Origin of the sequence: Modicisalibacter radicis (genome assembly GCF_900961225.1) — a bacterium.
Taxonomy (GTDB): Bacteria; Pseudomonadota; Gammaproteobacteria; order Pseudomonadales; family Halomonadaceae; genus Modicisalibacter.
On record NZ_CAAHFN010000075.1, the window covers coordinates 1 to 26,375 of the forward strand.

General features: G+C 62.9%; 27 protein-coding genes. 17 read left to right on the plus strand and 10 right to left on the minus strand.

The genetic code is table 11. The annotated features are described in order from the left end of the window. On the minus strand, nucleotides 1-1,115 hold a 1,115-nt coding region (locus HR9077_RS13835), incomplete at its 3' end, for an ABC transporter transmembrane domain-containing protein (protein ID WP_244613244.1). Nucleotides 1,116-1,300: 185 nt separating this feature from the next. On the opposite strand from HR9077_RS13835, the gene trxC reads away from it, so the two are divergent. The 4 genes from trxC to HR9077_RS13855 all read left to right on the plus strand — a co-directional run bounded on the left by trxC (nucleotide 1,301) and on the right by HR9077_RS13855 (nucleotide 5,099). Continuing rightward, a complete protein-coding gene (gene trxC / locus HR9077_RS13840; protein WP_136067590.1) occupies nucleotides 1,301-1,738 on the plus strand; it encodes a thioredoxin TrxC in 438 nt (145 codons plus the stop codon). Between the two features lie 86 nt (nucleotides 1,739-1,824). Further along, nucleotides 1,825-2,571 carry an SDR family oxidoreductase gene (locus tag HR9077_RS13845; protein ID WP_136067591.1) on the plus strand — a complete coding sequence of 249 codons (747 nt, stop codon included), beginning with the start codon at nucleotides 1,825-1,827 and terminating at the stop codon, nucleotides 2,569-2,571. 78 nt (nucleotides 2,572-2,649) lie between these two features. After that, entirely contained in the window at nucleotides 2,650-3,201 is a 552-nt protein-coding gene (locus tag HR9077_RS13850) for an O-acetyl-ADP-ribose deacetylase (protein WP_136067592.1), read from the plus strand. 86 nt (nucleotides 3,202-3,287) lie between these two features. Then, nucleotides 3,288-5,099 (plus strand): sensor domain-containing phosphodiesterase, encoded by a 1,812-nt coding sequence (locus tag HR9077_RS13855; protein ID WP_136067593.1) that lies wholly within the window; start codon nucleotides 3,288-3,290, stop codon nucleotides 5,097-5,099. 93 nt (nucleotides 5,100-5,192) lie between these two features. Here the strand turns inward: HR9077_RS13855 and HR9077_RS13860 are convergent, their stop codons facing one another. Together HR9077_RS13860 and HR9077_RS13865 are read right to left on the minus strand one after the other, a co-directional pair. Further along, complete coding sequence (locus tag HR9077_RS13860; protein ID WP_136067594.1) at nucleotides 5,193-6,524, minus strand: glycerophosphodiester phosphodiesterase family protein; 1,332 nt, start codon at nucleotides 6,522-6,524, stop codon at nucleotides 5,193-5,195. Nucleotides 6,525-6,620: 96 nt separating this feature from the next. Then, nucleotides 6,621-7,538 carry a cation diffusion facilitator family transporter gene (locus HR9077_RS13865; protein ID WP_136067595.1) on the minus strand — a complete coding sequence of 306 codons (918 nt, stop codon included), beginning with the start codon at nucleotides 7,536-7,538 and terminating at the stop codon, nucleotides 6,621-6,623. A gap of 349 nt (nucleotides 7,539-7,887) precedes the next feature. On the opposite strand from HR9077_RS13865, the gene HR9077_RS13870 reads away from it, so the two are divergent. Then, a complete protein-coding gene (locus HR9077_RS13870) occupies nucleotides 7,888-8,718 on the plus strand; it encodes an AraC family transcriptional regulator (RefSeq protein WP_136067596.1) in 831 nt (276 codons plus the stop codon). Here the strand turns inward: HR9077_RS13870 and HR9077_RS13875 are convergent. Further along, nucleotides 8,704-9,297, minus strand: coding sequence for a LysE family translocator (locus HR9077_RS13875; RefSeq protein ID WP_136067597.1), 594 nt, complete (start codon nucleotides 9,295-9,297; stop codon nucleotides 8,704-8,706). The genes HR9077_RS13870 and HR9077_RS13875 overlap by 15 nt on opposite strands. 375 nt (nucleotides 9,298-9,672) lie before the next feature. On the opposite strand from HR9077_RS13875, the gene HR9077_RS13880 reads away from it, so the two are divergent. Continuing rightward, nucleotides 9,673-10,041: a glyoxalase superfamily protein gene (locus tag HR9077_RS13880; RefSeq protein ID WP_136067598.1), complete on the plus strand. Its 369-nt coding sequence runs from the start codon at nucleotides 9,673-9,675 to the stop codon at nucleotides 10,039-10,041. Nucleotides 10,042-10,082: 41 nt separating this feature from the next. On the opposite strand, the gene HR9077_RS13885 is transcribed toward HR9077_RS13880, so the two are convergent. Next, nucleotides 10,083-10,631 carry a thioredoxin family protein gene (locus HR9077_RS13885; RefSeq protein WP_136067599.1) on the minus strand — a complete coding sequence of 183 codons (549 nt, stop codon included), beginning with the start codon at nucleotides 10,629-10,631 and terminating at the stop codon, nucleotides 10,083-10,085. 167 nt (nucleotides 10,632-10,798) lie between these two features. Here HR9077_RS13885 and HR9077_RS13890 point away from each other — a divergent pair, with 167 nt between their 5' ends. From HR9077_RS13890 to HR9077_RS13900, 3 genes are all read left to right on the plus strand, one after another. Beyond that, nucleotides 10,799-11,404: a DinB family protein gene (locus HR9077_RS13890; RefSeq protein WP_348532931.1), complete on the plus strand. Its 606-nt coding sequence runs from the start codon at nucleotides 10,799-10,801 to the stop codon at nucleotides 11,402-11,404. Nucleotides 11,405-11,551: 147 nt separating this feature from the next. Further along, nucleotides 11,552-11,869 (plus strand): antibiotic biosynthesis monooxygenase family protein, encoded by a 318-nt coding sequence (locus tag HR9077_RS13895; RefSeq protein WP_136067601.1) that lies wholly within the window; start codon nucleotides 11,552-11,554, stop codon nucleotides 11,867-11,869. A gap of 139 nt (nucleotides 11,870-12,008) precedes the next feature. After that, nucleotides 12,009-14,192, plus strand: coding sequence for an OsmC domain/YcaO domain-containing protein (locus HR9077_RS13900; protein WP_136067602.1), 2,184 nt, complete (start codon nucleotides 12,009-12,011; stop codon nucleotides 14,190-14,192). A gap of 93 nt (nucleotides 14,193-14,285) precedes the next feature. Here the strand turns inward: HR9077_RS13900 and HR9077_RS13905 are convergent, their stop codons facing one another. Next, complete coding sequence (locus HR9077_RS13905; RefSeq protein WP_136067603.1) at nucleotides 14,286-14,729, minus strand: CBS domain-containing protein; 444 nt, start codon at nucleotides 14,727-14,729, stop codon at nucleotides 14,286-14,288. Nucleotides 14,730-14,915: 186 nt separating this feature from the next. Here HR9077_RS13905 and HR9077_RS13910 point away from each other — a divergent pair, with 186 nt between their 5' ends. Continuing rightward, nucleotides 14,916-15,527 carry a class I SAM-dependent methyltransferase gene (locus HR9077_RS13910; RefSeq protein WP_136067604.1) on the plus strand — a complete coding sequence of 204 codons (612 nt, stop codon included), beginning with the start codon at nucleotides 14,916-14,918 and terminating at the stop codon, nucleotides 15,525-15,527. Between the two features lie 23 nt (nucleotides 15,528-15,550). After that, complete coding sequence (locus tag HR9077_RS13915) at nucleotides 15,551-16,084, plus strand: hypothetical protein (protein ID WP_136067605.1); 534 nt, start codon at nucleotides 15,551-15,553, stop codon at nucleotides 16,082-16,084. Between the two features lie 28 nt (nucleotides 16,085-16,112). Here the strand turns inward: HR9077_RS13915 and HR9077_RS13920 are convergent, their stop codons facing one another. Further along, the gene (locus HR9077_RS13920) at nucleotides 16,113-16,622 is read right to left on the minus strand and encodes a CIA30 family protein (RefSeq protein ID WP_136067606.1); all 510 of its coding nucleotides are present in this window, start codon (nucleotides 16,620-16,622) and stop codon (nucleotides 16,113-16,115) included. A 488-nt stretch (nucleotides 16,623-17,110) separates the two neighbouring features. Between HR9077_RS13920 and HR9077_RS13925 the strand changes: the two genes are divergently transcribed. Together HR9077_RS13925 and HR9077_RS22345 are read left to right on the plus strand one after the other, a co-directional pair. Then, entirely contained in the window at nucleotides 17,111-19,165 is a 2,055-nt protein-coding gene (locus HR9077_RS13925) for an OPT family oligopeptide transporter (RefSeq protein WP_136067607.1), read from the plus strand. 439 nt (nucleotides 19,166-19,604) lie between these two features. After that, nucleotides 19,605-19,739, plus strand: coding sequence for a hypothetical protein (locus HR9077_RS22345; protein WP_280178442.1), 135 nt, complete (start codon nucleotides 19,605-19,607; stop codon nucleotides 19,737-19,739). A gap of 191 nt (nucleotides 19,740-19,930) precedes the next feature. Here the strand turns inward: HR9077_RS22345 and HR9077_RS13935 are convergent, their stop codons facing one another. Next, entirely contained in the window at nucleotides 19,931-20,497 is a 567-nt protein-coding gene (locus tag HR9077_RS13935) for a bactofilin family protein (protein ID WP_136067608.1), read from the minus strand. 172 nt (nucleotides 20,498-20,669) lie between these two features. Between HR9077_RS13935 and HR9077_RS13940 the strand changes: the two genes are divergently transcribed. Further along, nucleotides 20,670-21,236, plus strand: coding sequence for a bactofilin family protein (locus tag HR9077_RS13940; protein ID WP_136067609.1), 567 nt, complete (start codon nucleotides 20,670-20,672; stop codon nucleotides 21,234-21,236). 129 nt (nucleotides 21,237-21,365) lie between these two features. Here HR9077_RS13940 and fabF read toward each other — a convergent pair whose 3' ends face one another. Next, entirely contained in the window at nucleotides 21,366-22,631 is a 1,266-nt protein-coding gene (gene fabF, locus HR9077_RS13945; protein ID WP_136067610.1) for a beta-ketoacyl-ACP synthase II, read from the minus strand. A gap of 113 nt (nucleotides 22,632-22,744) precedes the next feature. On the opposite strand from fabF, the gene HR9077_RS13950 reads away from it, so the two are divergent. Together HR9077_RS13950 and HR9077_RS13955 are read left to right on the plus strand one after the other, a co-directional pair. Beyond that, entirely contained in the window at nucleotides 22,745-23,407 is a 663-nt protein-coding gene (locus HR9077_RS13950; protein WP_136067611.1) for a TetR/AcrR family transcriptional regulator, read from the plus strand. A gap of 117 nt (nucleotides 23,408-23,524) precedes the next feature. Then, nucleotides 23,525-24,208 carry a DNA-3-methyladenine glycosylase I gene (locus tag HR9077_RS13955; protein WP_136067612.1) on the plus strand — a complete coding sequence of 228 codons (684 nt, stop codon included), beginning with the start codon at nucleotides 23,525-23,527 and terminating at the stop codon, nucleotides 24,206-24,208. Between the two features lie 553 nt (nucleotides 24,209-24,761). Here the strand turns inward: HR9077_RS13955 and HR9077_RS13960 are convergent. Beyond that, nucleotides 24,762-25,697, minus strand: a complete 936-nt coding sequence (locus HR9077_RS13960; protein WP_136067613.1) for an integron integrase — start codon at nucleotides 25,695-25,697, stop codon at nucleotides 24,762-24,764. Nucleotides 25,698-25,952: 255 nt separating this feature from the next. On the opposite strand from HR9077_RS13960, the gene HR9077_RS13965 reads away from it, so the two are divergent. Further along, nucleotides 25,953-26,228, plus strand: a complete 276-nt coding sequence (locus tag HR9077_RS13965) for a putative quinol monooxygenase (RefSeq protein ID WP_136067614.1) — start codon at nucleotides 25,953-25,955, stop codon at nucleotides 26,226-26,228. The last annotated feature ends 147 nt before the right edge of the window (nucleotides 26,229-26,375 follow it).

Sequence of the window (26,375 nt, forward strand, 5' to 3'; positions counted from 1 at the left end):
GTGATGTCCAGGTCGTCCAGCGCGGGATGGGTCGGACGCGAGGGGTAGGCGAAACGCAGTCCCTCGGCACGGATCTCGCCGCGTAACGGCCTGGGCAAGGCTCGGGGCGTCGCGGGTGCCTGAATATGCGGCTCGGCGTCGAGCAGCTCGAGCAGGCGCTCGGCCGCGCCGGCGGCACGCTGAATGTCGCCGGCCACCTCGGCGAGTGCCGCGACGGCGCCGGCGGCGAGCACGGCGTAGAACACGAACGCCGACAGTTCGCCGGCGCTCATCGTGCCGTCGAGCACCGCATGGCCACCCTGCCACAGCATCAGGCCCACCGCCGCGAAGATCACCAGCATGGCGATCCCGGTCAGCCAGGCCCGCTGGCGGGTACGCGCGATCGCCACGTGGAACGCCGCCTCGGCGGTGCGGGCGTAATCGCGCCGGTCGATCGCCTCGTGGCCGAAGGCCTGCAGGGTGCGAATGCCCGCCAGGGCCTCGCCGGCGTAGCGTCCCAGTTCGGCGACCTGGTCCTGGCTGTGCCGCGACAGGCGGCGCACCCGGCGGCCGAACCACAGGATCGGCAATACCGTGGTGGGGATGCCCAGCAGCACCAGCGCACTGAGCCAGGGCTGGGTGACCAGCATCAGCACGACGGCCCCGAGCAGCATCAGCAGGTTGCGCAACGCCACCGACAGCGATGAGCCGAACAGGCTCTGCAGCACGCTGGTATCGGCGGTGAGCCGCGACTGTATCTCGCCGGCGCCGCCGTGCGGAGTGCGGCTGTTCTCGAAGAAGTCGGGCTCCAGCGTCAGCAGGTGATCGAAGACCTGGCGGCGCAGGTCGGCGGCCAGCCGTTCGCCGATCCAGGTGATCAGGTAGTAGCGTGCCGCCGAGGCAACGGCGAGCGTCCCCACCACCACGAGCAGACCGGCCAGCGCCTGGTTGAGTTGGCCGGCGTCCTCGGCCATGAAGCCGCGGTCGATCACCAGGCGCAGCCCCTGACCCATGATCAGCACGCTGGCCGAGGCGACCAGCAGGGCGATGGCGGCCCCGACCAGGCGCCAGCGATAGGGGCTCAGCAGTGCCAAGAGGCGAAGCAGGATGCGTGGGTCGGGACGGGCAGCGGGCATGGGCGACTCTTGAAGGCGGGCGCGCGACTGGCGCAGAACTCCAGCAGCATCGAGCGGGACGCCGGGAACGTCAATGGGGGATCGTCGTTCGCGGTTTTCGTCGCCCCGCGCTTGATCGAAGCAGACGCGGCCCAATATCGTGGCTAACGAACCATGACAGCGACGGACCCGCACGGAGAACTGCAATGACCGATGCCATCAAACTTGCCTGCCCGCACTGTGCGGCCATGAATCGCGTGCAATCGGCGCGGCTGGACGATGGCGCCAAGTGCGGCAAGTGCAAGCAGGCGCTGTTCAGCGGCGAACCCGTCGATCTGACGGCGGGCAACTACGATGCGCTGGTCAATCGCAGCGAGCTGCCGGTGGTGGTGGATTTCTGGGCCGGCTGGTGCGGGCCGTGCAAGATGATGGCGCCGGTCTTCGCCCAGGTCGCCGGCGAGCTCGAGCCGCGCATGCGCTTCGCCAAGCTCGACACCGAGGCCGAGCAGGCACTGGCCGGGCGTTTCGGCATTCGCAGCATTCCAACCTTGATCGTATTTCGCGAGGGCCGCGAAGTGGCACGCCAGGCCGGGGCCCTGCAGGGCCCGCAACTCAGGCACTGGCTGACGCCGCACCTGCTGTAACGCGCAGGCGGCGAAACCCGCTCAGCTAAGGTAAGCTGGCATCCGATTTTGTGAAAAGCGTACATCAACCCAGGGAGGCTCGAGCGATGCAAGGCGTATTACTGGTGACTGGCGGTAGCCGCGGAATCGGCGCGGCGACTGCGCGCCTGGGCGCGGCTGGCGGCTATCGGGTGTGTCTCAACTACCGGGGCAATCGGCAGGCCGCGGAGGCGGTGGTCGCCGACATCCGTGCCGCGGGCGGCGAAGCGATCGCCGTGGCCGCCGATGTCGCCGATGAAACCGATGTGGTGCGGCTGTTCGAGACCGTGGATCGTGAACTCGGCACGCTGACGGCGCTGGTCAACAATGCCGGCATTCTCGAGCCTCAGTGCCGCGTTGCCGACATGACCACCGAACGACTATCGCGCATCCTGGCCGCCAACGTCACCGGCAGCTTCCTGTGCGCCCGCGAGGCGATCCGTCGCATGTCGACCGCCCACGGCGGCAAGGGGGGCGCCATCGTCAACCTGTCTTCGGTGGCGGCGCGGCTGGGTGCGCCCGGCGAGTATGTCGACTATGCAGCCACCAAGGGGGCGATCGATACCTTCACGACGGGACTGGCCAAGGAGGTCGCCGGGGAGGGCATTCGCGTCAATGCGGTGCGCCCCGGCATCATTCATACCGACATTCACGCCAGCGGCGGCGAGCCCGGGCGGGTCGAACGCCTTCAGGACACGGTGCCCATGCGACGTGGCGGCCAGGCCGACGAGGTCGCCCGGGCGATTCTCTGGCTGCTCTCCGAGGAGGCCTCGTATACCGCCGGCGGCTTCATCGACGTGACCGGTGGGCGCTAGCCGACGACGGGCGACTCCGCGTGACTCTCCGGTACGGCTGCTAGGCTTGTCGAATAGTGACCAGACACGGGGGAGGCCATGCCATTTACTCTACTCGATCGCCGCGTCGAGGCGATCACCGGCGACATCACCAGGCTGCGGGTCGATGCCATCGTCAATGCCGCCAATCATTCGCTGCTGGGCGGCGGCGGCGTCGATGGCGCCATTCATCGCGCGGCTGGCCCCGAGCTCAAGCAGGCCTGCCAGAGCCTGCGCGAGACGCAGTGGCCCGACGGGCTGCCCGATGGCGAGGTCGCCCTGACCGACGGCTTCGAACTGCCGGCACGCTATGTGATCCACACGGTCGGCCCGGTCTACGCCAGGACCAAGGACAAGTCGCACCTGCTGGCCAACTGCTACCGCAACGCCGTGGCGTTGGCCGCCGAGCATGACTGCCGAAGCATCGCCTTCCCGGCGATCTCGACCGGCGTCTACGGTTACCCCTTCGATGAAGCCGCGCATATCGTCATCGATACCCTGGGCGAGGCGCTCGACAAGCATGGATTGCAGGCGACGCTGTGCTTCTTCGGCGATCGCGACCGGCAGGCGTTCGAGACCATCGCCAGGCAGCGCGGCGTGGCGGATCGCTGAAGAATCGCGTCGCCTTGCCGATAGCTTCCTAAAGCCTCCTGGTCCAGGCGTGAACGCTCCAGAAGGCGCATAAAGGAAGCTCTACGATGGTGAATGACCCCGACATAAAGGCGCTCGAGGAGCACGAACGCAGACGGTTGTTGACCCTGCGGCAACTGAATCTGCTCGATACTCCGCCCAGCGAGAGTTTCGATCGCATCACGCGTATCGCCAGCGAGCTCTTCAATCTGCCCATAGCCGCCGTCTCGCTGACCGACGAGGATCGGCAATGGTTCAAGTCGCGGGTAGGGGTCGACCATTGGGAGATACCGCGTTTCAAGGCGTGCTGCGGTGAGGTGACCGATTCTTCCGAGGTGTTGATACTTCCGGACCTGCTCGAGTCGCCGCACTATCGCGACAGCCCTCTGGCGCAATCGGGGATTCGCTTTTATGCCGGGGCGCCGCTGAGAACCGACGATGGCTACACCCTGGGGGCGATGTGCGTACTGGGCAGCGAACCGCGTACTGTCTCCGAGCACGAGGTAAGCATACTGCAGGATCTGGCGGCGATGGTCATGGCCCAGATCGAGCTGCAGCACGCTTTCGGCAGGCTCGACCCGCTCACCGGCCTGCCCAATGGCAGCAAATTCATCGAGGATCTGGATGATCGGGCGCGCGATAATGCCGGGGCGGGTTGTTTCGCGCTGTACATCGACCTGATCGATAGCGTCGAGATGCATTCGTTGCAGCGCGTCCTCGGGCCGGCCTGCTTCGACGAAGTGGCGCGCGAGGCCGCCATGCGACTTCAACTGCACCTGGGTGCCGGCAAGGCCCTTTACCAGGTGGGCGCGTGTCAGTACTTGCACATCCTGGAAAGCGCCGGACAATGCCAGGACGAGTGCGAGGCGCTGACCCTGGCTCGGCACCTCAGGCAGGTACTGGCAAGCATGCCGCTCGGCGATGCCGCGCCGTTCATGCTGCATCCCGTGGTGGGGGTGTCGCCTTTCCGGCTGGGAGACGTCGCACCCACCGATGTGCTGCGAACCGCTCACAGCGCCTGCCAGGCCGCCCGAGATGGCGAGACCGGCGTCAGCCTCTACTCCTCGGCTCTGGACGAGCGGCATCGACGCCGCTTCGCGCTGATCAACGGCTTCCGCCATGCGCTGGAGGACGTCGGCCAGCTACAGCTGGTCTACCAGCCACGCGTGTCGCTGGCCTCGGACGATTGCGTGGGCGCAGAGGCGCTCCTCCGCTGGCAGCATCCAACCCTGGGGGCGGTCTCTCCCGTGGAATTCATCCCGCTGATCGAAAACACGCCCATGGCCCGGCCGCTGACCGACTGGGTGTTGCGGCACGCCATCGTCCAGGCGGCCGACTGGCACCGGCGAGGCCTGGCATTGCGCGTGTCGATCAATATCTCTGCAGCGAATCTCGAGGAAAGCGACTTCAGCGCACGGCTGCTGGGGTATCTGGCCGAGCATGGCTTGCCAGTCTCGGTCATCGAGCTCGAACTGACGGAGAGCGCGCTGATCGGCAATACCCGGAGCGTCGGCGATGCACTGGACGCGCTGGTCGAAGCCGGCATACGGATCGCCATCGACGACTTCGGCACAGGCTACAGCAGCCTGGCCTATCTGCAGAAAGTGCCGGCCGACGTGGTGAAGATAGACCGTTCGTTCGTCGCCCAGATCGACCATGAGCCGCGCAGCCAGACCTTGATCAAGGCGATGATCTCCATGGCGCGTGATCTCGACTATCATGTGGTCGCCGAAGGCGTGGAGAGTCAGCAAAGTTACCGGATGCTGCAGGCGCTGGGTTGCGACGAAGCGCAAGGCTACTGGCTGGCCAGGCCGCTGAGTGTCGCGTCTTTCGAAGACTGGCTGACCGAGCGCTGTGAAGGCGCGTCCGCAACGCACTGATTGCGGTCGGCGAGCGCCTATCGGCAGCTCGCCGGTCGCTTCAACAAGCGCTTCGGCACCGGCAATACAGGCGAAACGACGCCGATCTACCGCTCAGATATCCGGTCTCATGCAGTTGGCGTAGAAGGTGACCGTCGCCGGCCAGTCGGAGAACAGCCCGATCACACCGACATCACGGGCCAGCACGTCGAGGGTGAGCAGCTTGTCGCCGTCGCTGTCGATCACCGCGTCGGTGGTGCGGTGATACCACTCGCCGTCCTCGTTCAACGGGCCCGAGCGCTCGAAGCTCCAGGCGATGATATCCAGCCCGGCCTGCCGGGCACGTTCGGCATAGACCGAGGGCACGATGCGGTTGCCGGACTCGCCGGCCCCGGGGTTTGAAGCCAGCAGCATCCACAGCGGCGGGGCGAGGATGTTCACGCCCTGATCGGCGAGTGCCTGCATGCCGGGCTTCCAGGTCTCGGGCGTGGCGTAGTCGAAGCCCTCCTCGGCGTAGCGGTCGTCGAGATAGACGGCCTGCTTGGCGAACTCGGGTTCGTGCTCGATCCAGTAACGCACGTCCTCCAGCTCGAAGGATTGCGGATAGACATCGCCCGGGGCGACGTTCGCCGCCTTGTAGTCGTCGATCAGCCTCTGGGCGTAAGCGGCCCGCGACATGCCCTCGAACGGCATGGACACGCTCGGCGCCTTGAGCTCCGGAGTCATCTTCACGCCCAGCGCCTTGAACAGTTCGATGCTTTCGGCATGGGTCATCAGCGTGCCGCGCTGGGCGTAGAGATCGGTTCGCCAGCCGGGAGTGGCATCCATGTAAGCCTGGATACTGCGCGCCTCGCTATCGGCGCCCTCCATCTTGCCTTCGAGCGTCTTGAACTCGGCGAGGCTGATGTCGCTGGTGCAGCATTGAATGGCGCCGGCGTTGACCAGCTCGCCGCTTTGCGGATCGAACTCGGGCGGCACGCGGCATTTCTGCGCCAGGTCGGTCTCGAGAATGTTGGTGGTGGCGTGCAAATCGCACTGCGAATGACGGCAGACCAGCTGCTTGTCCGCCGTGAAGGTGACATCGCATTCCATGATGCCCGCGCCCATCTGGGCGCCGGCGATGTACGCCTCCCGGGTGTGCTCGGGAAACTGCAGCGGGGCCCCGCGATGGGCGATCGAAAACGGCGAGCGCTGCCAGTCGTTGCGCTGGGCGGCGCAGTTCAGCAACTCGGCCTTGAGTTCGCGGGAGCGCTGGGTGTCCTCGTCCATGTCCTGGACCAGATAGAGCGGACGGGGGCCGAGGGTGACATGCTTGGCGGCGGCGGTGATCGCCTGTTCGCTGCTTGCCGCCCAGGCGGGCGAGAAAGCGATCGCCGAGAGCAACAGGCAGAAACCCATGAAAAGGGCAGGGGAGAGAGCGGCGGAGAGACTCTTGTTATCGATCATGGCTGGGCTCGCTGGCTTTTCGAAGAGCGGAAGCCCTGAGTATAGGACCCGGTTGTGACGGCATGGCGACCGCGACGTTGCATCCCCGGGCGAGGCTCACGTCCACTTGGGGTCGGCGGTGAACGACACCGTGAACCAGCGTCGTTCGGGCGGTATGGAAAGTCCAGCGGTGATCTGCTCGCGAATCTCGTCGAGCACCGCGATGCCCTGCTGCGCGCCGTAGTCGGGCGTGGTGAGGATGTGGATCTCGATGAAATGGCCGCGCCCGCTCTTGGCCACGTGACTGTAGTAGTCGAGCAGCCCTTCGCGCGCCATCACCGGCGCCATGGCGGCATGCACCTCGCTGTCCAGCCCGCTGGGGGCGATCAGGAAGATTTCGCGAATGGCGCGGCGCACGATGCCGATCGGCACCGGCATGAAGCACAGCGTCAGCAGGGCCAGCAGCAGGGAGTCCACGTAGGGGGTGAGAGAGGCGTAGGCGGTGCGCTCCAGCAGCAGGGCGATGGCGAAGGCCATGACCAGCGCCGCGCTGATCAGGCCGGCCATCAGCCAGCCCTGCATGTCGATGCGCAGGAACTCGGAATCCACGCGGCGATTGATCCGCCTCTCGTAGGCGTGCATCGTGAAGCACGCCGATGCGACCACCACGGCATACACGATGGCCAGGCCGAAGGCGAGTTCCTGCCCGCCCTCCATCAGCCCCTGCACGGCGTTGAGGAAGGCGTAGAAACACAGCAACAGCAGGATGCCGCCGTTCAACCCCGCCACCATCGGCTCCAGGTGCCAGAAACCGTGCTGGAAGCGCTGGCTGGCCTCGCGCACCGCCAGCCGAGCGACAACCAGGGCCAGCCCCGACATCGCCGCGTCGAGGGTCGAGAACACGCCGTCGAAGAGGATCGAGCGGGAACCGGCCAGCAGCCCGAACGTGACCCCCATCGCCGACACCGCCAGGGTGGTGGCGATGGACAGCATCAGGGTGCGTTGTTCGAGTGCGGCTTGCGTGGGCGCTGTCATGGGCAGGACTCTTCAGCGGCAAAGCCTCGATACTAGCAGCCTGCGAGAGGCCCGGCGCGTTTGTGGCCGGGCCGTGGTGAGCCGGGCTTGCCCGGGCTGGACAGCCGGTAGGCGAGGCGGGTGCTGTCGTGGCGCTCGAAGATCGCGTAGCGGCCCTCGCCGACGGGAATGGCCTCGCCTTTTTCCACGTAAGTCGCCCTCCGTCACCTCCTGTGCACGAGAGAGCGTATTGAACAGGCATCGCTCCTTCTGGTCAGCAGAGGGGGCACTGTCATGCAAAGGCGGTGCCGGGTAGCGGTGCCACTCGGCGAGCGGTATCTTGGGACCCGGTTCACTCGGAAGCCACGCCATGTCGGATGCCACCCCCCTGTTCTGGCGCGATGCGCGCATGCCTCACGTGGAGCTTCGCCGGGTCGAGGACGGGCGTCGGGTCGGCTACGCGCCGCATAGTCACACGCAATGGTCGCTGGGAGCCATAACGGCGGGGGAGAGCCTCTTCCAGTACCGCGATGACCGCTACTCCATTCAGGCCGGTACCCTGGTGATGATGAATCCCGACTGGGTGCACGCCTGCAACCCTGCCGACACGCGCCCCTGGTCCTACCTGATGCTGTACGTCGATACCGCCTGGCTGACCCGCCTGCGCTTCGACGCGGGGCTGTTGGCCACGCCGCGCTGGCAGGACATCGCCACCGCGGTGATCCGCGAGCGGCACTGGTTCGAAGGCTATTGCCGCATGGCGGCCTGCCTGCTGAACGCGAGCCGAAACCTGCTGGACAAGCAGACGGCGGTCGTCGAGTATCTCGCCGCACTGATGCACGAGCTTGCCGGCCAGCCCGTCCAGCCGCCGACCCCGATACCGGCCATATTGCAGGAGCTGGCCGCCTACCTGGATTCACAGGCGGCAAAAGAGATCTCGCTGGACGACCTGTGCCAACGCTCCGGCTACAGCCCAGGCCACCTGATTCGTGCCTTCAAGCAGCATTTTGGTCTCACGCCCCACGCCTACCTGATCAATCGCCGCATTCAACTGGGCCAGCGTGAGCTGAAGGGGGGCAAGCCCATTGCCGAAGCAGCCCTGAGCGCCGGTTTCTCCGATCAGCCGCACTTCCAGCGCACCTTCAAGCGTCTGGTGGCCGCCACGCCGAGCCAGTACCGGCAGTCCTCACGCGAGCAGTAGATAGATGCAGCTACCGGCGAGCAGCAGCGCCAGGGTGCGGTTGACCGCCACCAGCACCGCAGGCCGGCGCACGTAGCGGCGCAGGAAGGCTCCGGCGTAGACCCAACTGCCCAGCGACAGCCAGCAGATAGGCAGATAGAGCGCGGCAAACAACAGCACCTGATCCGGATCGCTGCCACTGGTATAGGCACCGATGCCCGAGGCCGATGCCAACCACGCCTTGGGGTTGAGCCACTGCATCAACGCCCCCGTCAGGAATCCCGGCGCCCGTCGGGCCTCATCCTGAGGCAGACGCCCGTCGTCGCGAAACAGACGCCAGCTCAGGTAGAGCAGAAACGCTATCCCGGACCAGCGAAGTGCCTCCTCCACCCCCGGCGCGACCGCCAGCACTGAATAGAGCCCCAGTCCCACGGCGACGAACAGCACCACAAAGCCCAGCGTCGCCCCGGTCACGAACACCAGACCCTGGGCGAGGGGATAGCGCGTGCCGCTGCTCAGGCACACCAGGTTAACCGGCCCCGGTGAAATCGAAGCCGCGAGGGCAAACACCGACATCGGCAGAATCAAGGCAAGGCTCATGGTCATCCTCCTGGCGGACAATGGCGAACAGAGTGCAATGCCGACAGGGGCGCGGTATTGAATAAAATTGAGGTGCAGGTGGAGTGGGGCGTGCCGCAGCGGCGGGGAAAATCACCGCATGCCTTTGGCCGAGTTGCCCTCGAGGTTACGGCCGGTTACGGTTGGGAAAGCCTCGAGTGCTGATCGAGCGCAACAGCTACCCGGACACTGCCTTGCCTGGGATGATGGGGAGGCCTGCCTTCATCGATGCTGCCGGAGCGTTTTGCTTCCCCCTAGCTCCACGCCACGCTCTCGCCTCTTCTCGGAAACAGCGTACAGGCATCCGGCAAGCCATTGCCGGTGAGTGTGGTAACCACTTCTAGAGCGGAGTCGTTCATGAGCTTCGGCAAGACCACGCCCATTCTGCGCATCTTCGATGAAGCCAAGGCGAGGGAGTTCTACATCGGCTTCCTTGGCTTCGAGACCGATTGGGAACACCGCTTCGAGGCGGACTTGCCGCTCTATATGCAGATCTCCAAAGGAGGCTGCGTTCTGCATCTTTCGGAGCACCACGGGGATGCCAGTCCCGGCGCCGCGCTGCGTATCGAAACGGATGAACTGGAAGTCTTTCACCAGCAACTCGTTGCAGCCCGATACGCCTACGCCCGGCCGTCTATCGAAGAAACGCCGTGGGGGAGTCGCGACATGACGATTGCGGATCCTTTCGGCAATCGGCTGACGTTCATCAGCGCGATCGGCTCCTAGTCGGCTTCGATACGGCTTGCATCCACTGTCCCGTCGCGGAATCACTTCCACTTGATATTGCAGCCCATCGACGGCTTCTGCCGTGCATCCGGCGCCTGGCCCGCCAATACCGCATCGGCGGCCGCGCGAAGATCCTCGCCGGTCACCGGCGTGTCCTTGCTCGGGCGGCTGTCGTCGAACTGGCCGCGGTAGGCAAGCCGGTGCTCGCGATCGAACAGGAAGAAATCCGGCGTGCAGGCCGCCTCGAAGGCGCGGGCCACCTCCTGGCTTTCGTCCACCAGATAGGGAAAGGTATAGCCGCGCTGGCGCGCTTCCCGGAGCATCCTGGCGGGGCTGTCGCCCGGGTGGCTGTGAAAGTCGTTGCTGTTGATCGCCACTACTGCCAGCCCCTTCTCCTGATAGACGCGCGCGAAGGTGGCGAAGCCATCGGCGATGTGCTGGACGAAGGGGCAGTGGTTGCAGATGAACGCCACTACCAGCGGTCTGCCGGCGAACTCCTCGCTCGACACTTCGTTGCCCTCGGGGTCGGGAAGACGGAAGGCCGGCAGGGGGGAGCCCAGGTCGATCATGCTGGAAGGTGTCAGGGACATGCGTGGAATCTCCTTGCCTCGATGAACGGTATTATCATTCTATGGGCAACCCCGGTGTCTTGCTCAAGAGGGCTTGTCGCGAACCAATGGCCTGGCGGCGCGGCCAGCCAGCACGTCAGCGAATTTTCGCCGTGAAACACGACCCCGCGGTCATGAGATAGCCAGGGATGGAAAAGCTGGTGTGCCGCGAACGGGGTCGATTGCACAAGCGTTATCCACGAAGGGTGACTCCGATGAGCCCGAAAGAACACTTTGAACTACTGGCCGTCTACAATCGGTGGATGAATTCGAAGATCTACGCGGCTGCGGGTCGCCTTGGCGTGACAGAGCTGGCCAGGGACCGCGGGGCCTTTTTCGGCTCCATCCTCGGTACGCTGAATCACCTTCTTGTTGCCGACACTATCTGGCTCAAGCGATTCGCCACGCATCCGTCCGGCTTTGCCTCGCTGCGCGAGGTAGTCAAACTTCCAGACCCGGTCAGCCTGGATCAGCTGCTGTTCGAGGATTTTACGGCCCTGTCCGAGCGCAGGGCCTGGCTGGATATCCAGATTGTCGATTGGGTCGGGAAGCTTTCCGGCGACGATCTGAACGTCCTGTTCGAGTACCGCAACACCAGGGGTGTGCCTTATTGCAGGCGGTTTTCGAGCCTGGTCCTCCACTTCTTCAATCACCAGACCCACCATCGTGGGCAAGTGTCGACTTTACTGTCTCAGGCGGGCGAGGATGTCGGCGTCACCGATCTCTTGGCCCTGATTCCGGAGGAGAATCAATGATCGGTTGCGGGTCGGTTGCCCCGCAAGCCAGAAAGGAGCCGAGCGTATTGCGGAATGGCTCTCGGAGGGTTCCGGCGTTCGCATCAAAACATCCTGCACCGGCTTCGCCCCGCGACGTCATTCCGCGCTGGTAGCTAAAGGATTTCCATGACGAGCATCGCCAACACGCCTGAACCACCGTACTACGCCGTCATCTTCGCCAGCCATCGAACCGACGGCGATCATGGCTATGCCGCCATGGCCGAACGCATGGCGGAGCTGGCCGCGACGCAGCCGGGCTACCTCGGCATCGAGTCCGCCCGGGAGGAGCTGGGCATCACCGTGTCGTACTGGGAAAGTATCGAAGCCATCCGAAACTGGAAGCGCCACGCCGAGCACCTGGAGGCGCAGCGGCTGGGGCACCGGCAGTGGTACAGCGACTTCCGGGTGCGTATCGCCAGGGTAGAGCGCGAATACGGCATCTAGGCCCAGTCGGGCATCGCCGGCCGGCGTGGGGCAGGGGCGAGCGATTTGCCCGCCACCCAAGACGCAAGGCGGCAAAATCGGGATAATGGCCGGCTACCCGCCTAAAGCGCGCCGACAGTCACCAACCCGGCTCTTCTTCATGGAAATCAAGGTCAACTATCTCGACAATCTGCGTCAGGAAGCGCTGTTCGATGACTTTACCGTCATCACCGATCAGCCGATCCGCTACAAGGGCGATGGCTCCGCGCCGGGGCCGTTCGATTACTTCCTGGCCTCCACCGTGCTCTGCGCGGCCTACTTCGTGCGGGTCTACTGCAACGCGCGGGATATCCCGACCGAGAACATAAGGCTGTCGCAGAACAACATCGTCGACCCGGAAAACCGCTACAACCAGATCTTCAAGATTCAGGTGGAACTGCCGGAGGATCTTTCCGAGAAGGATCGCACCGGCATCCTGCGTTCCATCGAGCGCTGTTCGGTGAAGCGGGTGATCCAGAACAACCCGGAGTTCCAGATCGAGACGGTCGAGAACATCGACGAGGATGCCCAGGCGCTGTTGATGGGCGGCACCGTCGAGAGCAGCGAGACCTGGATCGAGGGCAAGGACCTGCCGCTGGAGCAGACCATCGCCAACATGACGGCCATCCTCCAGAATCTCGGCATGAAGATCGAGATCGCCTCGTGGCGCAACATCGTGCCGCACGTGTGGTCGCTGCACATTCGCGACGCCGCCTCGCCGATGTGCTTCACCAACGGCAAGGGCGCCACCAAGGAAGCCGCGCTGTGCTCGGCGCTGGGCGAGTTCATCGAGCGCCTGAGTTGCAACTTCTTCTACAACGACCAGTTCTTCGGCGAGGAGATCGCCGCGAGCGCGTTCGTTCACTACCCGAACGAGCAATGGTTCCAGCCGGGGCCCAATGACGCGCTGCCGGCGGGGATCCTGGACGACCACTGCCGGGCGATCTTCGATCCCGACGGCGAGCTGCGCGGCTCGCACCTGTACGACACCAACTCCGGACGCACGGATCGCGGCATCGTTTCGCTGCCCTTCGTGCGCCGGTCGGACGGCGAGACGGTCTGGTTTCCCTCGAACCTGATCGAGAACCTGTATCTGAGCAACGGCATGAGCGCCGGCAACACGGTGGCCGAGGCGCAGGTGCAGTGCCTGTCGGAAATCTTCGAGCGGGCGGTGAAGAAGCAGATCATCGAGCAGGAGATCGTGCTGCCCGACGTGCCCCGGGATGTGCTGGCGAAATATCCCGATATCGTCGAGGGCATCGAGGCGCTGGAGGCCCAGGGCTTCCCGGTGCTGGTCAAGGACGCCTCGCTAGGCGGCCGGTTCCCGGTGGCCTGCGTGACGCTGATGAACCCGAAGACCGGCGGTGTCTTCGCCTCGTTCGGCGCGCACGCGAGCCTGCAGGTGGCGATCGAGCGCAGCCTCACCGAGCTGCTGCAGGGGCGCAGTTTCGAGGGCATGAGCGACCTGCCGGCGCCCACCTTCAACTCCCAGGCGGTCTCCGAGCCGAACAACTTCGTCGAGCACTTCATCGACTCCTCGGGAGTGATCTCCTGGCGCTTCTTCAGCGCCCGCGCCGATGTCGAATTCCGCGAGTGGGACTTCTCGGGGTCCACCGACGAGGAGGCGGCCCGGCTGTTCGGCATCCTCGAAGAGGAAGACCTGGAAGCCTACGTGGCCGTGCACGAGGATCTGGGTGCCCCGGTGTGCCGCATTCTGGTGCCCGGCTATTCCGAGGTGTATCCCGTTGAGGATCTGGTCTGGGACAACACTAACATGGCGCTACTGTTCCGGGAGGAGATCCTCACCATTCACGACCTGGACGATGCGCAGCTGGCCGACCTGCTACAGCGTCTGGAGGAGAGCGAGCTCGACGAACAGATGAAGATCGTCACACTGATCGGCATCGAGTTCGACGACAACACCGTCTGGTCCGAGTTGACCATCCAGGAACTGAAGCTCTTGATCCACCTGGCGCTCGGGAATCACGAAGACGCGCTGGATCACGTCGAGATGTTCCTGCAGTTCAACGACAATACCGTCGCGCGGGGGCTGTTCTATCAGGCGGTTCTCGCGGTGCTGGAAGTCACGCTGGACGACGAGCTGGAACTGGACGACTACCTTTACAATTTCAGGCGCATGTTCGGCGGCGCGACCATCGAGGCCGCGGTCGGCTCGGTGACCGGCGAGGTGCGCTTCCATGGCCTGACGCCCACCAGCATGAAGCTGGAGGGGGTCGACCGGCACCAGCGCCTGATCGAGAGCTACAGGAAGTTGCACGCGGCGCGGGCCGCCCGCTCTACATGAGAGTCAGCGAGGTTCCTGGCGCTTTCCTCAACTGGTCGCCGGAAGCCGTCCAGTGTGGGCGGCTTCGGAATCGTAAGGAGTCAGCGGCAGGGGTCAATTCCGGTCGGTATCGAGCAATGTGACGGCCAGACGCACGAAATCCACGGAGGAGAGAATCCCCGCGAGGCGACCTTCGCTGTCCAGGACCGGCATGGCACCCTGACGCTGTGCCAGCAGTTGCCGGCCGGCGTCGGCGAGCGGTGTGTCGGCTGCCAGCGTGAGCACGTCCCTGGCAATGACCTCGGCGAGCGGTATCCGCCCCAGGTGGTGATTCAAGCGCTGCGCGCCGTAGCTATCGGTGATTCGCAGCGCTTCCCGCAGCACGACCTTCTGGTTGAGCAGCCCCGCCAGATGGCCCTGTTCGTCCAGCACCGGCAGATGCCGTATCTTGTGCTCCCGCATGGTCTCGTTACCGTCGTTGAGCGTCTGCTCTAGACGCAGCGTCACGATGTCGCGGGTCATGATGTCGGCTACTACGGTGGGAGTCTCTTGGCTCATGGGTACAAATCCTCGATCGAGTTGGATTCAGGGTATGCCTCTGCTGTTTATCGGCAGCGATTGGCCGGGGAATAGCCGGGCGGCTGAATTTTTCAAGGGAGTGTCCGGGGCTCCCGCTCCCTGGCTCGGCTCGGGACGTTCCTGCGCTTCAATGCCGGCATCATCGAACGGGAGAGTGAGGCGGTAATGCGCAGCTTCATCTACGACACCCTCATGCTCAGGCTCACTTCCCGCTGGTATGCGGAAGTGCTGGAGCGCGTCCCCGACGGTGCCGTCGTGCTGGATGTCGGCATCGGCACGGCGGGCGCGCTGCTGGCCAATGCCGAGCTGGCGAAGCGAAAGCGCCTGCGGATTACCGGCATCGATATCGACGCCGATTACCTGCAGCGCGCCCGGCGAAGGCTCGAGGCTTCCTCCCTGGCCGAGTATGCCGAGGTGCGTCTCGAGTCGATCCACGAGCACGGCGGCGGGCCGTACGATGCCATCTATTTCTCGGCGAGCTTCATGCTGCTGCCCGAGTCTGACCGGGCGCTACGGCACTGCTGCCGGCTCTTGCGACCGGGCGGGCGAATATTCTTCACGCAAACCATCCAGAAGCGGCCCGCCCGCTGGATGGAGCGTCTCAAGCCCGTGCTCAAACGGATAACGAGTATCGACTTCGGCCGCGTGACCTACGAGGATGCTTTCAAGGCCCAGCTTCACGCCGCCGGTCTCGAACTGGAGGAGTTCACCTACCTGGCCCACCATGGCAGCCGAGCGTCGTGCCTTGCCGTGGGCAGGCCGGTTGGTGCTCACTAAAGCCACTGCCGATTGGATGAACGATGGTTTCGCAGGGCAACAAAGCCATGCAGCCAACCCTCTTTCACCGCGCCCGATGGCGACGTGCTCTAAACGGACAGGATATGAAGCCTTTTTCAATTCTCTTGATAAAAATAGTGGGCCTTTATCTCGGTCTTAGAACATTGCTTTCGATGTTACCGGTTCTGTTCAGCCCACAGTATCATGAGATTGTAGCTGGCGAATGGCTTGCTTTAGCCGTTGCTACGATAGTAGTGCCTATGGTCGGCGGTGTAGTGCTCTGGTTTTCCGCGAGTGCTATAGCCAACAAGATTCACGGTGGTGAGGAAGCGGGTGTCGATGTCAAAGACACCGGTCTAGTACGTGCTGGCACGTTCCTGATCGGTACTTTCTTGTTCGTACAGCACATAGGTAGCGTGACAAGCCGATATTCCTTCTCGGGTGATATCGACTATGGATCTCTGCTGGTGATTGCCATGAGTCTCTTCATGATCCTGGGCACTGGCCTTTTGGGAAGGCTATACCAGAAGGCAAAGTATTTTGGCAGTAATACATAGCCAGACGCGGCACTGCGCTGCCGTTGTCTCAGGTACCTATCACCGTGCCAAGTGTGCTCAACGATGAGATTTCCAGATGGAATGGGCCCTCCTTGCGGTCGGCGATAAGCACACCTATCTGCTGGAGTTCGCCCGGATCGAGGGGCGGGGCCTCCTCGAGTATACGGCCACGAAATACCGGCTCGAAGTCACTCCAGGGGAGCGCGATACATTGCCATTCGCCGACCTGCGGCTGGAACACGCCGCGATAGGCGCCGCCTTCCAGTAGTTGGCTGGTATACAGGCGCAGCTGGTAGCGGCGTCCGTCGCCTCGCGCCCTAATACACAGCCCTGCATGATCCGATAGATGCCAAGTCTCGGGGTCGCGACGTACAGAGGCAAAGCCGCCGCCATTGGTCAGCGAAAGCTCGCCTGAAAACACGCCCGTGGTGGACTCCGCGTGCATGATGCTATTGGAAGCCCCGCCCATCACAGCGTCGTTGATGGGCCGCCAGCGTGCAGCTTCTTGCTTGTTGCTGAAATCGATCAACGTCGGCATCGTGTGTTTACCCTACGCCGTAAAAAGTGTCGTTTCCCTGGCATGATCTTATTATCAGCCTGCATGCCTGATGTGAAGTCACATCGGCGACACGCTCGAGCCGAGCACTGGCTGCGCACTTGAGACGTTTTGCCTCGATGCTGCCCTCGACCCGCGCGCTGGCCAGCAATAGCGCCTGATCCGTGGCGACCGGTCGCCGTGTGACGCTCCCTGCGACGCCACTGCCGTCGTGAAATCGTACATCGATAGTGGGTCAATCACGGTTCCAGGGGGATACGCCCAGCCGCAAGGTGGTCTCCTCCTTGGCCGGACGGCGGGGAACAAGGGGATTTTCACCTGAATGCCCACTTCGGCGTTCGCGGTCTTCATGCTATCATCACAAGCCTGCTAATGATTGGGTGAGTGAATGGCTCGCCCAGCGGAAACTTCAGGTAATAGTGCCCCCGTGCCGTCCTGGCCGGGGGCATTATGTTGAGCGAGAGCTTGTCATGTCACAGCGAATTCCCGATGAGATGACGCTACCGGAGCTGACCCTGCGCGGGGTCGTACTCGGTGCGTTGATCACGGTGGTGTTTACCGCCTCCAATGTCTATCTGGGGCTGAAGGTGGGCCTAACCTTTGCCTCGTCGATCCCCGCGGCGGTGATCTCCATGGCGCTGCTGAGCCGTCTGGCCGGCGCCAATAAACTCGAAAACAACATGGTGCAGACCCAGGCCTCGGCGGCCGGGACCCTGTCGGCCATCATCTTTATCCTCCCTGGCCTGTTGATGGTGGGTTACTGGCAGGGCTTCCCCTTCTGGCAAACCTCGGCGATTTGCGCCATCGGTGGGATTCTCGGGGTGCTGTATACCATCCCGTTGCGTCGGGCGATGGTCGTGCAGAGCGACCTTCCCTATCCGGAAGGCATCGCCGCTGCCGAGATTCTCGAGGTCGGTGATCGTGGTCGCGATGACGACAGGCGCGCACATGATGCCAACGAGCCCGGCGCACGCGATATTGCGCTGGGGGCGCTGGTGGCGGCGGCGTTCTCGTTGGCCAGCAGCGGCTTTCGCGTGCTGGCGGACAGCATCACGCTCTGGCTGACGGCAGGGCGCACCGCATTCCAGTTCTCGACCGGCTTCTCGCTGGCGCTGGTCGGGGCTGGCTATATGATCGGCATCGTTGCTGGGGTGGCGATATTGATCGGTACGCTGATTACCTGGGGGATTGCGGTGCCCTGGTTGACCATGATGGATCCCGCCTCGGTCGGGCCGTCGCTGACGGATGTCGCGATGCAGCACTGGTCCGAAGACGTGCGTTTCATCGGCGCCGGGGTGATCGGGGTCGGGGCCATCTGGACCCTGTTGACGCTGCTCAGGCCGATGATCGAAGGCGTGCAGGCGTCCTTTGGCGCGCTGCGCAAGGGCCAGGGCAGCATGACCCGGGTGCCGCGCACCGACCGCGATCTGCCGGCGTCGATTCTGCTGGGTTTGGCGGGTATTCTGCTGGTCGCGCTGTTGGCGGTATTTGCTTACTTCCTGCATGCAGCGGCGCCGGACATGTCCAGCGGCACTTTCTGGACGCTCGCGCTGGGTAGCGTGCTGTTTGCCGGGCTGTTTGGCTTCATTATCGCTGCTGCCTGCGGCTATATGGCCGGATTGGTGGGCTCATCCAGCAGTCCGATTTCGGGGATTGGTATCGTTGCGGTGATCCTGGTCTCGCTGATGATTCTCGGCTTCAATCAGCTCAGCGACGGGCTGACCATGCTCGGCGATGATGTCGCAAGCATGCTGCCAACGGCGCTGGCACTGTTCTCGACCTCGGTGATCGTGGCCGTAGCGGCGATTTCCAATGACAACCTGCAAGACCTCAAGACCGGCTATCTGGTCGGTGCGACGCCGTGGCGTCAGCAGGTGGCGCTGATCATCGGCTGTCTGGTGGGGGCGCTGGTGATCCCGCCGGTGCTGACGCTGCTCTATAACGCCTATGGCTTCGTGGGAGCGCTACCGCGTGCCGACATGGACGCCAGCCAGGCGCTGGGAGCGCCGCAGGCCTCGCTGATGACCGCCATCGTCAAGGGGATCTTTGCCCATGACCTGCAGTGGTCGATGATCATTATCGGCCTGGTGCTGGGGGCGGTGATGATCGGCATCGACGAGCTGCTCAAGCACCGTGGTAGTGTCGCCCGCTTGCCGGTGCTGGCGGTGGGCCTGGGCATTTATCTGCCGGCCAGCGTCAACATGCCGTTGATCATCGGTGCCATTCTGGGCTGGGTGATTCAGCGCCGTCTGCAGGCGCGCGCGGCGGCGCGTGGTACTGACCCCAAGACCAGCGTGGAGCAGCCGCGTCGCCGCGGTGTCCTGATCGCCTCGGGCATGATCGTCGGCGAGAGCCTGATGGGCGTGTTGATGGCCGGCATCATTGGCTTTACCGGTAGTGATGCACCGCTGGCGCTGGTGGGAGATGGCTTTGCCGGCATTTCACCGTGGTTGGGGCTGGCGGTGTTTGTCGCGGTCTGTGCCGGCCTCTATCGGCGCGTGATGGCCGAGCGTCAGGTGCGTTAGTCCGAGTCCGGACGTGAGCCGATGCTGTCCGTGTGCCAGGCGCGGGCAGTAGCGGCCCGGTTGTGCCCCCGGCAAGCAGCAGAATATCTGGGTGTGCTCCTGCTCTTGCTGACAATCAGCGCCGCATTCACCTCGCCGAAGCCGAAACCGGCGTACGGCCCATGCCGGCTGCGATGCTCGCTCGCCGCGCCCGAGACGAAATCCAGGTCGCTCGGATCCTCGTCGGCGTTTTCCAGGCTCAGAGTCGGGGCAGGCGCTGTCGTCGCCAACCGGCGTCGTCTCCCGGTCCGGCAGTGATGTGGTGGGCCTCGGTACTGGTTCCGCAGTATAATCAATTAGCGGTTTTCGGAGAGCCCAAGAGGATCAGGCATGGCTCGGAGGCTTTTCCACCACGACAGTGCCGCGTACCGGCGGCGTTATAGTCATTTGACGAGACGATATGGAAACCTTCGCGATTATTGGAATGTGTTTTGGGGCCATCGGCATGTCGTTGGGAATAACAGGCTTTGTATTTTCTGGCGTAGCCATAAAAAGGCTAAAAGCATTGGAGCAGAAGTTTGAAAGTATAAAATAACGATGACCCGCGAAGGTACCGACGCGCCTGCCCGAGGTGAAGCCGTGCTGGAATCGGTACGGCGGCAACGCTGTTGGCAATATCGAGCTGTCGACCCTGTCGGCATGGGTCAAAGGAGCTAGTGTTACTGGCGCTATCTAGAAAAACCGAAGCCTGTTCTGGGTGACGAAGGCCGCTACAACGGACTGCGTTCATGCCTGGCGTGAAGTCACGCTGCAGGCAGCCTTCAGCCAGGCACCGGCTTCGCACTTGAGCCGTTTGGCGTCGATGCGGCCCTCGACCCGCGCGCTGGACAGCAGCAGCGCCTGATCCCCGGCGACCAGGCTTCCCGTGACGCTCCCCGCGACGCTGATGACGCGCGCCTCGATGCATTGCGAGACGCGTCCCGAAGCGCTGACGGTTACGCTATGCTTGTCGGCCGTTACGCTGCCCTCGACGGCACCGTGAATGACCAGCGCTTCCCGGGAATGCACTTTCCCTTCGATACGCAGCGATGGGCCGATCCTGCTTTCCGGGCGCGCGGAAAGCTCGTGGGTGATCGCTGCGACGGGGGCCGCCGGCAAGGGCACAGGGGCCCGGTCGCCCGTCCGAGCGGGTGATTCGCTGGGCTCCCGGGGTGTGACCGCTCGAGTCTCGGCAGTATGCGCGGCCCTCGGCCGGGGTGCCGGGGCACGCTTGCCGATGCGCCGCCTGCCGTCCAGCAAGATGACGATGAGCGCCACCACGCCCAAGGTGAACAATACGTCCCCGCCTCCCATGGTAACCTCTCGATCGATGTGGGATGCCCATGGCCAGTATAAGCGGGGCGCCAGACGCGGATAGAGGGCGACTACCCGGCATTTTCGCTGGTTAATCGTTCCTTTGATCCGATCCTGGCCCGGTAATATTCGCCGGTGTGCGTTCTTCCCTCAGGTTACCCGGAGCCTTGCCATGTTCAGCAAGCACAAGCCCACCAGTGTCCCCGACCATACGGTGTCGTCTCCTGCGCAGCCACAGCGCTCTCCCGGCGCGGACGAGTCGCATGGCAGCGGCAAGCGACCCGCCATCATCGGCGCCCGGACCCGCATCGAGGGTAGCGTCATCGGGGACGAGGAGCTGATCATCGATGGCCAGGTAACGGGCACGGTGGAGTTCAAGCGCAACCGGGTCAGCATTGGCAACACCGGCCGCGTGAAGGGCGATATCTATGCGCAGACGCTGCATGTCGCCGGTAGCGTCGAAGGGCGCCTGATCGTCTCGGAAAAGGTCACCGTGCATCGCTCGGCGCATATCGTCGGCACGATCATCACGCCCTGCCTGGCATTGGAGGATGGGGCAGCCTTCCAGGGCAACATCGATATGGATAGCGAGAACGAGGTATTGCGCTCGGCGTTTGACGGGATGGATAGCGAAGTGGCTACCCAGGCTGTGGATCGCGACGATGAGGTGCCTGCCAACGTTGATCCGGAGGATGTACCAATGGCTGAAACAGAAACGCGGCGCGAAGATAACGCCTGATTCATAGGGAATCGCCAGGCTAATCGAGACACCCGCCAGGCTCTGTAACTCATGCCACGCAAACCCCGAGCCAATCACCTGACTCAGGGTTTGCCATTTATTGTGTTCGTTGATTGTCAGTGTGGGCCGCTACACCTTGCTGACGATCAGCGCCGCATTCACCCCGCCGAAGCCGAAACCGTTGCACAGCACATGCCGGCTGCGATGCTCGCGCGCCGCGCCCGAGACGAAGTCCAGGTCGCTCAGATCCTCGTCGGCGTTTTCCATATTCAGGGTCGGGGGCAGGCGGTCGTGGATCGCCGCCAGGGCGGAGAAGATGCTCTCCACGCCACCGGCCGCACCGAGCAGATGGCCGGTGGCCGACTTGGTGGCGGAGATCGGGATGCTAGCGAGGGCGGCGCCAAACGCATTGCGCAGGGCAGCGATCTCGGCCCGGTCGCCGACCGGCGTCGAGGTGGCGTGGGCGTTGATATGATCGATGGCGTCGGGTGCGAGCCCCGCCATCCGCAGCGCGAACCGAATGGCGGCCGCGGCACCGGCGCCATCCTCCGGTCCGGCGGTGATGTGGTGGGCATCCGCGCTGGTGCCATAACCGCTGAGCACGGCCAGCGGCGTTGCCCCGCGTGCCTCGGCGTGGTCCAGGGTTTCGATCACCAAGAGCCCCGCGCCTTCGCCCATGACGAAGCCGTTGCGGGCCTGATCGAAGGGACGCGATGCCCTGGTGGGGTCGTCCTGCTCGGTGGAGAGCGCCTTCATGGCATGGAAGCTGGCCAGCGAGAGCGGGTCGATGCAGGCCTCGGCGCCGCCCACCAGGGCCACCTCGGCCTCACCGCTGCGGATCATGCGCATGCCATCGCCAATCGCCTGCACGCCCGCCGCGCAGGCCGTGACCGGGCAGCCCAACGGCCCGCGCAAGCCATGACGAATCGACACATTGCCCGCCGCCAGGTTGGCCAGGAAGGCCGGCACGGTGAAGGGCGAGAGCCGGCGGTGGCCGCGGGTCGACAGGGTATTCTGCGCCTGGGTGATGGTGGGGAAGCCGCCGATGCCGGAGCCCACGATGGTCGCGGTGGCCAGTCGGTCAGCATCGCTCGACGGGAACCAGCCGGCCTGGGTCAGCGCCTCTTCAGCGGCGGCCATCGCGTAGAGGCTGAACAGCTCCATCTTGCGACGCTCCTTGGCATCGACCACGCGATCCGGGTCGAGACCGGCTTCCGGGTCGTCGGCGATGCCGGGCACCGAGCCGGCGACCTTGATCGGCAGGTCGCCGGTGTCGAAGCGGGTGATCGGAGAGATGCCGGAACGGCCGGCCAGCAGGCGCTCCCAGTTTGCGTTGACGCCGCAACCGAGGGGGCTGACCATGCCCATGCCGGTGATGACGAGCGGTGATGACATGATAGTGTCCTGAACATCTTGGGTTCGTGCCACGCTAGCACTGAGCTTGATATGATCAAGATAATATTCAGCGTGTATTCAGCACCTATTCTGAGCAGCAACGTGAGGTCGCCATGTCCGACTCGACGAATCGCAAGGCCAAATCGCGGGAGCGCATTCTCAAATCGGCCGTCGAACTGTTCAGCCGCCAAGGCTTCGAGAAGGTCTCCATCGGCCAGATCATGAAACTGGCCAAGATGACCCACGGCGCCTTCTATGCCCACTTCGCTTCCAAGGAAGCGCTCTACCACGCCTCGGTGCGGGAAACCCTGGAAAACAGCCGCGCGGCCAGGTTGGTCAAGGGGCCGCTTTCGATGAAGCACCTCACGGAGCTGGTCTCCAACTGCTGGAACCTCCAGGAGCTGGAACGCAAGCACAAGCCGGGGCCGGAGACGGTGCTGTTCAACGAGATCGGCAACGAGAACGCCGAGATCCGCACGCTGTTCGAGGCTTCCTACCTGCGCATGAAGAAGATGCTGGAAACCCGCCTCATCGCCCTCGGCCGTCTCAAGAAACTGCCTTTCGAACCCGACCGCGACGTCATCGCCGACAAATCCCGCGTCATTCTCGCCTCGCTGGTTGGTGCCGTCGCCATCGCCAAGAGCCTACCTGGCGAGCAGGAACGCCAGCACATTCTCGAAGCCGCCCAACGCAACATCCTGCGGATGCTCGGCGTCAATGAAATCGAACTGGAAAGCATGCTGGGTGACGCAGGGCAGGAACAGAGTCCCGCGTAGTGCCTGGATGATGGCTCTGCCTGCTCTCATCAGCGCTACCGAAACTGGACGTCGCCCGTGTCGATGGAGCAGGGCGCGCTTAAAGGATGCTGATTCCATTACTGCCATTGAGACAACATGACACTTGACTACCGCTGGCTTTACGACACTGCACGAAGGCGTTTTGCATCCGACGAAGCCATGGAGGCCTTCCTGCCCAAAGCGCTTGCTGCCGACGAGTTGAAGCAGAAGGGAGACGATCGTTACCTTTCCGCCATGAGCCAGCGGGTCTTTCGGGCCGGTATGCAACACTCGGTGGTCGATGCCAAGTGGCCGGCCTTCGAAGAAGCGTTCTGGGGTTTTGTACCCGAGAAGATGGTGTTGCTCAGCCCAGAGCAGATCGAAGGCTACATGAAGGACGACCGAATCATCCGCCACCGCACCAAACTGCAGACCATTCCCAGGAACGCCCAATTCATACTGGATATTCGCCAGGAGCAGGGCAGCAGTTTCGGCGAGTTCATTGCCAACTGGCCGGGCACTGACATCATCGGTCTGTGGCGCTTGCTGGCCAGACGCGGTGCTCGACTGGGCGGGCGCTCGGCCGCCGCCTTTTTACGCCTGGCCGGAAAGGATACTTTCCTGTTGACCAGCGACGTGGTCGCGCGCCTGATGGCCGCAGGCATTGTTGATCAACCCCCCACCAGCCAGCGCGATATGCAAGTCGTACAGGGCGCTTTCAACGAGTTGCAGCAGAGTTCAGGAAGGTCGTTGTGTCAGTTATCGGCCATGCTGTCGTTGAGCATCAACCCCAGGTTTTAGGCCCCGGTCGGCGCCGTGGCCATCGCCAAGCGCCTGCTCGGCGAGCAGGCGCACATCCTCAACGCCGCTCAGCGCAGTTGCCCGAACGCACCTTCAGAGCCGGCCGACGATAGCGAGGAGGCTTCCCGGGCAAGGACCGAGCAACGGGGGAGCAGGAGTGGACCGCCAGCCGCGTCGACCTCATCTACGGCTCCAACTCGCAACTGTGCGTATCGCCGAGGAATACGCCGCCAACGGTGGCGAGGCGTGGATGATCGACCGCTTAGACCTGCAACGCTGAGGGTTAAGCTTCCTATTATTGAATCAATCCCGAAGGTTGGATATCCAGCCTTCGAGGTTTTCGTGCCGCAGGTTCAGATCAAGAAATGTGGCTTGGCGCCGCCTAATGCTTTGGTTGGCGTTGTTATCCGCTTAACAGCTGGTTACCGTAAGGTAAAGGTCAACTTAAGATGACTCGTATAAGGGGTACGCAGGGACTACCGCATGGATGGCAACCGACCATCGCAGCATGCACAGGTAGGGGCGGTAGCGTGGCTGTATGCCCCTCCAAACATCAACCCAGCGGGCTACGTACACCGGCAAAGCCTTTGCCCAGTACATGTGTATAGATCTGGGTGGTTTCCACGCTCTTGTGGCCCAGCAACTCTTGAACGGTGCGGATGTCCGTACCCTGACCCAGTAACTGTGTAGCGAAGCTATGGCGAAGCGTGTGGCAGGAACCGGGGCGAGGTAACGATGCCGCTTTCATGGCCCGTTTGACGGCTCTCTGTACGGCGGATGGATGGATATGATGAAGAACTGCCTTGCCCGCGTCATCGAAGCAGGGACGGCTGGCGGGGAATAGCCATTGCCACGCCAGCGAGATCCCCGCATTGGGATACTTGCGGTCCAGTGCATGGGGCAGCGTCACGGGAACTCTGCCCTGGCTCAGGCGATGTGCGAGTTGCTGTTCAGCGAGGGCAGCCTGTTGCCGCAAGGCAGGGATACAGGCTGCAGGCAGTAGCGTGGTTCTGTCCTTGTCACCCTTGCCGGCCCTCACCGTGATGATCTGTCGATCGAAGTCGATATCTCGTACTCTCAGCCGGCAGGTTTCGAGAACCCGTAGTCCCGAGCCATACATCAAGGTCGCCATCAAGTGCATCGGGTCTGAAAGCCGATTCAGCACGCGCATTACCTCATCATGCGATAACACTATTGGCAGCCTGCGCGGGCGTTTGGCGTGCGAAAACTCCCCTATATCCCCCAAGGGCTGCTCGAGTACATGGCGATAAAGGAAGACGAGAGCATTCAATGCCTGGTTCTGTGTGGCCGCCGCCACATATCGTTCCACCGCAAGATGCTCGAGAAATGCCTGAACCTCAGTAGCCCCCATATTGGCCGGATGGCGCACGCCATGGAAACGAATGAAATAGCGTATCCAGTAGCAATAAGTCTTCTCGGTTCGCGGGCTGTAGCGCTTCAACCGCATGGTGGCTTTCACGCGATCCATGAGCTTTGGGGGGCGGTTGGGCGAGTCCACACGGGCTACCTCTTGTCTCTGTATGTTTATACAGTGTTATTGGCATTGGCAAAATGTGCAAGCACGCGAATTCTGCATAGATTGCCGAATTATGGTTAGTGGCTTTAAAATCAATGTGTTAGGCAAAAAATTATGCTAAATAATATTCTTGAACGCGCATGCGCGTTCAAGTGAATAAACGAGCGTGCAACCTAATACCTGTTATGTGTGTCGGAGAATAATTACATGTCGATAATTGTTGCAGGCAAGTTAATACTGAAGTCAGGCGCACGCAACGAGTTCATTGATAAATCACGTGAGGCAATCTCACAAGCAAGAAAACTAGAAGCTTGTGATGATTTTTCGGTATCCCCAGACCCCATCGATGAGAATAGAGTAAATATATTTGAAAAATGGAGTTCACGTGAGGAGCTAGATGCGTTCAGAAACTCAGGCCCAGATAATGGTTCTTTTGCTCTAGTAGAGTCTTTTCACGTAAAAGAGTATGAACTCAACACATAACAAGCACATGTTGTCGGACTTGGACCTCCCCCGGTTTAGTGGACACGCATCGATAACTCCCACGGAGGAGAAAACCGATGCCCGCAATCATCACGGGGAAGAAGACACAACGTTACAGCACTGAGTTCAAGGTGAAGGCGGTCGAGT